The sequence below is a fragment of the Sphaerochaeta sp. genome (genome assembly GCF_050178175.1).
Lineage (GTDB): Bacteria > Spirochaetota > Spirochaetia > Sphaerochaetales > Sphaerochaetaceae > Sphaerochaeta.
This window is the reverse complement of sequence record NZ_JBFXGH010000172.1, coordinates 1-3684: the sequence shown is the minus strand read 5'-3', so window position 1 is coordinate 3684 and position 3684 is coordinate 1. Positions and strand designations below refer to the sequence as shown.

General features: G+C 50.2%; 6 protein-coding genes. 3 read left to right on the top strand and 3 right to left on the bottom strand.

All coding sequences use genetic code 11. The features are described from left to right. A partial coding sequence (locus AB7S66_RS12030; RefSeq protein WP_428520323.1) for a hypothetical protein occupies positions 1 to 511 on the top strand: 511 nt, incomplete at its 5' end. Here the strand turns inward: AB7S66_RS12030 and AB7S66_RS12025 are convergent. Both AB7S66_RS12025 and AB7S66_RS12020 read right to left on the bottom strand, forming a co-directional pair. Continuing rightward, complete coding sequence (locus tag AB7S66_RS12025) at positions 508 to 1725, bottom strand: hypothetical protein (RefSeq protein WP_428520321.1); 1218 nt, start codon at positions 1723 to 1725, stop codon at positions 508 to 510. The two genes, AB7S66_RS12030 and AB7S66_RS12025, sit on opposite strands and share 4 nt — an antisense overlap. Positions 1726 to 1827: 102 nt before the next feature. Further along, positions 1828 to 2487 carry a Crp/Fnr family transcriptional regulator gene (locus AB7S66_RS12020; protein ID WP_428520319.1) on the bottom strand — a complete coding sequence of 220 codons (660 nt, stop codon included), beginning with the start codon at positions 2485 to 2487 and terminating at the stop codon, positions 1828 to 1830. 88 nt (positions 2488 to 2575) lie between these two features. Between AB7S66_RS12020 and AB7S66_RS12015 the strand changes: the two genes are divergently transcribed. Then, a complete protein-coding gene (locus tag AB7S66_RS12015) occupies positions 2576 to 2821 on the top strand; it encodes a cupin domain-containing protein (protein ID WP_428520317.1) in 246 nt (81 codons plus the stop codon). A 3-nt stretch (positions 2822 to 2824) separates the two neighbouring features. Further along, entirely contained in the window at positions 2825 to 3436 is a 612-nt protein-coding gene (locus AB7S66_RS12010) for a 4Fe-4S binding protein (RefSeq protein ID WP_428520315.1), read from the top strand. Positions 3437 to 3523: 87 nt separating this feature from the next. Here the strand turns inward: AB7S66_RS12010 and AB7S66_RS12005 are convergent, their stop codons facing one another. Next, positions 3524 to 3673 carry a hypothetical protein gene (locus AB7S66_RS12005; RefSeq protein WP_428520325.1) on the bottom strand — a complete coding sequence of 50 codons (150 nt, stop codon included), beginning with the start codon at positions 3671 to 3673 and terminating at the stop codon, positions 3524 to 3526. Between the last annotated feature and the right edge of the window lie 11 nt (positions 3674 to 3684).

Here is a 3684-nt window from a genome sequence, read left to right as displayed (position 1 = left end):
AAAGCTCCTGGAAGCAACCAGGCAGGCCTATGACCACCCCATCACACTCTTTCCCGCAGTCAGGCCATTCTATGAGGCAAACGGGTATTTCACCACCTCCAGTGTGCTCTCCTTCACCCTCGAAGCAAAAAACGGGGGGGGAGAGAGTCTCGCTGTCCAATATACCTACCAGGACCTGGATAGAATTTACCGAAAAGCTACCAGTGAAGAGGGTGCCCTCCTACGAGATGAAAAGGCATGGTCCTTCCTCACCGACGGCTATGAAGTGCTCTCTGTGGAGGGCGGCTACGCCTTTATCAGCGAGGGTAAGGCTGTAGAGACCATGGTACTGAGCAGTGATGCTGCTTCCAGCATGCTCTCCCTTCTTAAGGAAAGAGGAATCACTGAGGTATACACACTCGCATCCTCCCCACTTGCCAAGCTACTTGGAAGGGAAACAGGAGTGCCCATCCCGATGGGGATGAGCACCTCAAGAGAACTACAAGGTGTGTATATAGCCGAGCAGTATTAGCGGACAACGCACTCGAAATGTTGTGTCCAGGTATCACCCTTGTCATTTTTCACCTGCAAGGTGAAGGGTATTACGGTCCCTGATGGAGCATCAGAGGCAATAACGAAACGGAACGTGTTGCTCTCACCTCGTACCTGTTGCTTATTGCTGGTGGCCCAACGGCTGTTGTTGGTACTCATCAACCCGGCATCCAATGAACCAAGATAGATTTCATCAGAGAGAATACGGACATATTCGCTTTCGCTGCTCAGTTTTGCACGAAGCCCGGCAAGGTCGACTGTCCCGGTATTGGCATAGGAAAAGCCCATGCTCATCTGGGTATTGGTGGGAAGGGCATCCTTGTCATAATAAAGAACGGTGATATCATCAATGGCAAGCCGCTTCCAAAGCGCCTCGAAATAGCCCCCCTTTCCTACCTTTTCATACGAGGATGGGTCAGTGATCAAGGTGCCGGTGCTCTTGTCATACCAACCTGCAAATATGGCTGATACATCATCGGTTACCGGAGTGGGAACCTCAACATCCTCACTTTCAATGAATACGTCGGTCCCGCTGAGTGGATCGACAAATCGAACCCCTTCCTGGTAGATGGCATACAGGGTCTGGTTGGTATAGCTCATCTTGATTGTCTCTCCTGGTTGGTAGGTGACCTCATCAGGAGTCACTCCCCAACCGGCCAACACACCAAGGCGCGATGAATTCATCCTCAATTGTCCGCTGGATGGCAAGACGACCTCGCTGCCAGGGACCTTGCGAATCTGCTGCTGATACCTGTAGCGATAGTTTTCTCCCTCAGAGGAGAAGTCCAGGGTAAGGGTCGGACGGTAATAGGGGCTATTCTCATACAACCATGCTGCATATTCACTTTTCTTTGGCTCATCAAGTCCCAGAATCTCTTCAAGAAGATAGTCGCTCGTATTCTGGTCCATGTGGTAGGTGGACAGCAGGCTCAGATGCTCCCGAGCCTCATAGTAGGCTTCCCTGTCCCCTTTGGAGCGAGCCTCATACAACCGCTTACGAGCCTGCTCTGCCTCATTGGCAATCGCCTCATTGAGTTTATCGTATGACTTGGTGATCTCCTCAAGACTCTGACTGCTCAGGTCTTTGCCCTGGATGGTTGCATACTGCTCCTCTGCTGTCGGGGTCGCAGCCACAGCAATCATCCCGACGGTGAGTATAACGGTCATCAATACAAGTATACGTATTCGTTTCATAGGATTTCCTCCTCCCATCTGCATAATCTGTTGTTTCCATCTATTGTAATAACAACACCAGAGAGGGATGGCAACCAGAGAGATTAAATCTTCATCTACTCTTTAATTCTGTGAAGAAATGTGAAGTATCACCCTTCGCCCTGAATAACTAAGAAAGCCTTCCTCCACCAAGGAGGCAAACTCCCGGCTGAGGGAGGTGCGGGCAAATCCCAACCGCTCTGCAAGTTCTTTCTTTGAAGTTGGCAGGACAACAGTATTGCTTCCTTGGATCACCGACAGGTTCTGCAGATAGGCAAGCAGACGCTCACGCAGGCTTTGCGCCGAGAGCTTGGTGACCGTCATACTCAACTCATGTGCACGGTCGCTCACTAATTCCAGGAGGGAGGAGAGAAATTTCACCCTTGTCTCACACAAGTCAAGCACCAGCACCTTGGGAAGATGCAACACTGCCGAATCATCCTCGCTGACAACTGTCATCGGGTAGTGGTTGTAACGGCTGAACAGCAGGGTTGCACCCCATACATCCCCTGGTTCCAGTATCTGAACCTTGAAAACCTTCCCCTCCTCATCAACGCTCTGGATGGAGACCTTCCCTGCTACCACCACATCGAGCGTGGTACACACCTGTCCATGCAGATAGAGCATCTGTCCCTTGGGGTAGGAGCCCAGTCTTGCCCCTCCATCCCTGAAAAGGGAGGAGAGCACTTCTGCATCGAACCCATCAAACAGAGAAAGATTTTCAAGCAAAGGAAAGAAATCCATAAAAACCCCCAAAAGTGTAACATACGTAACAGTATAATGGAGAATATTCCGGTATGCTAGGAATACCAATCTTGAAAAGGAGTCAACAGTGACTGAAACAGTATATACCTACACCAAAACGGACGAGAAAATCGTTGGAAAACTGGTTGGCGATAACCATGCCATGATCAACCATGTGGTTCTGGCCAATGGGGGAGCACTTCCGGAGCACTACAGTGATTCCAATGCCTATCTCACCATAGCACGAGAAACACTCTCAGCCAACACCAACGAAGAACCGGTTGAATTCTTCATTGTCAAAGCACCCCACCCAAGGGTATACAAGGAACAATAAGTTATGAAGAAAACCATCCAGCGGACAGTACAGGTTCTTTTTCTCGGTCTCTTCCTCTTTCTGCTCATCAGGGGCAAGGTACAGGTGTGGATGGGAATCTTCCTGCTCTCACTTGTTCTCTCCCTCTTCTTCTCCCGGTTCTACTGTGGATGGATCTGTCCCATAAACACCCTCCTCAAGCCGATCACCTTCCTGAAAAAGAAGTTTCGTGTGGGCAGTATAAAGACACCTGCCTTCCTCAAGAACGGTGTGCTGAGGATCCTGCTGTTGGTTGCCTTCCTGGCACTCATGGTTTTCACTTTACGCTCAGGCAAACAACTGCCTGTGCTGCCAGCACTCGTAGCCATCGGTGTATTCCTCTCGCTCTTCTTTGAAGAAGAACTCTGGCATCATTGGCTTTGTCCCTACGGAACCATCCTTTCACTCCCCAGCAGGGCAGCCAAGAGACGCATGGTGATCGATCCTGATCTTTGCACCAACTGTGGCAGGTGCAAGCGGGTCTGTCCTTCGGGGGCGATCGTAAAGGAAGAGAAACATCGCATCATCAAGAACGAGTGCCTGGTATGCCATGAGTGTGAGCGGGTATGCACCAAGGGTGCCATCAGTTACAAATAAATCATAACCATTGTCTAGGTGAGAATAGAACAACAGGGAGAGCTTTTGCTCTCCCTGTTGTTGTGATGCTTTTTTTACTGTGGTACGTTATTTCTTCTCTTTCCGGAAGCAGAGGAACCAATCAAGGCAGTATTGGTTCTCATCCTTGCTTTCCATCCGTTCCTTGGCGGTACCGCATGAACCTGGGGTGGGGATGATGACATCCTGACCTGGTCTCCAGTTTGCCGGAGTAGCGATATGCTCCTTGT

Coding starts and splice junctions, on each gene's coding strand:
- AB7S66_RS12025 (WP_428520321.1), bottom strand. CDS start 1,725: ATGAAACGAATACGTATACTTGTATTGATGACCGTTATACTCACCGTC.
- AB7S66_RS12020 (WP_428520319.1), bottom strand. CDS start 2,487: ATGGATTTCTTTCCTTTGCTTGAAAATCTTTCTCTGTTTGATGGGTTC.
- AB7S66_RS12010 (WP_428520315.1), top strand. CDS start 2,825: ATGAAGAAAACCATCCAGCGGACAGTACAGGTTCTTTTTCTCGGTCTC.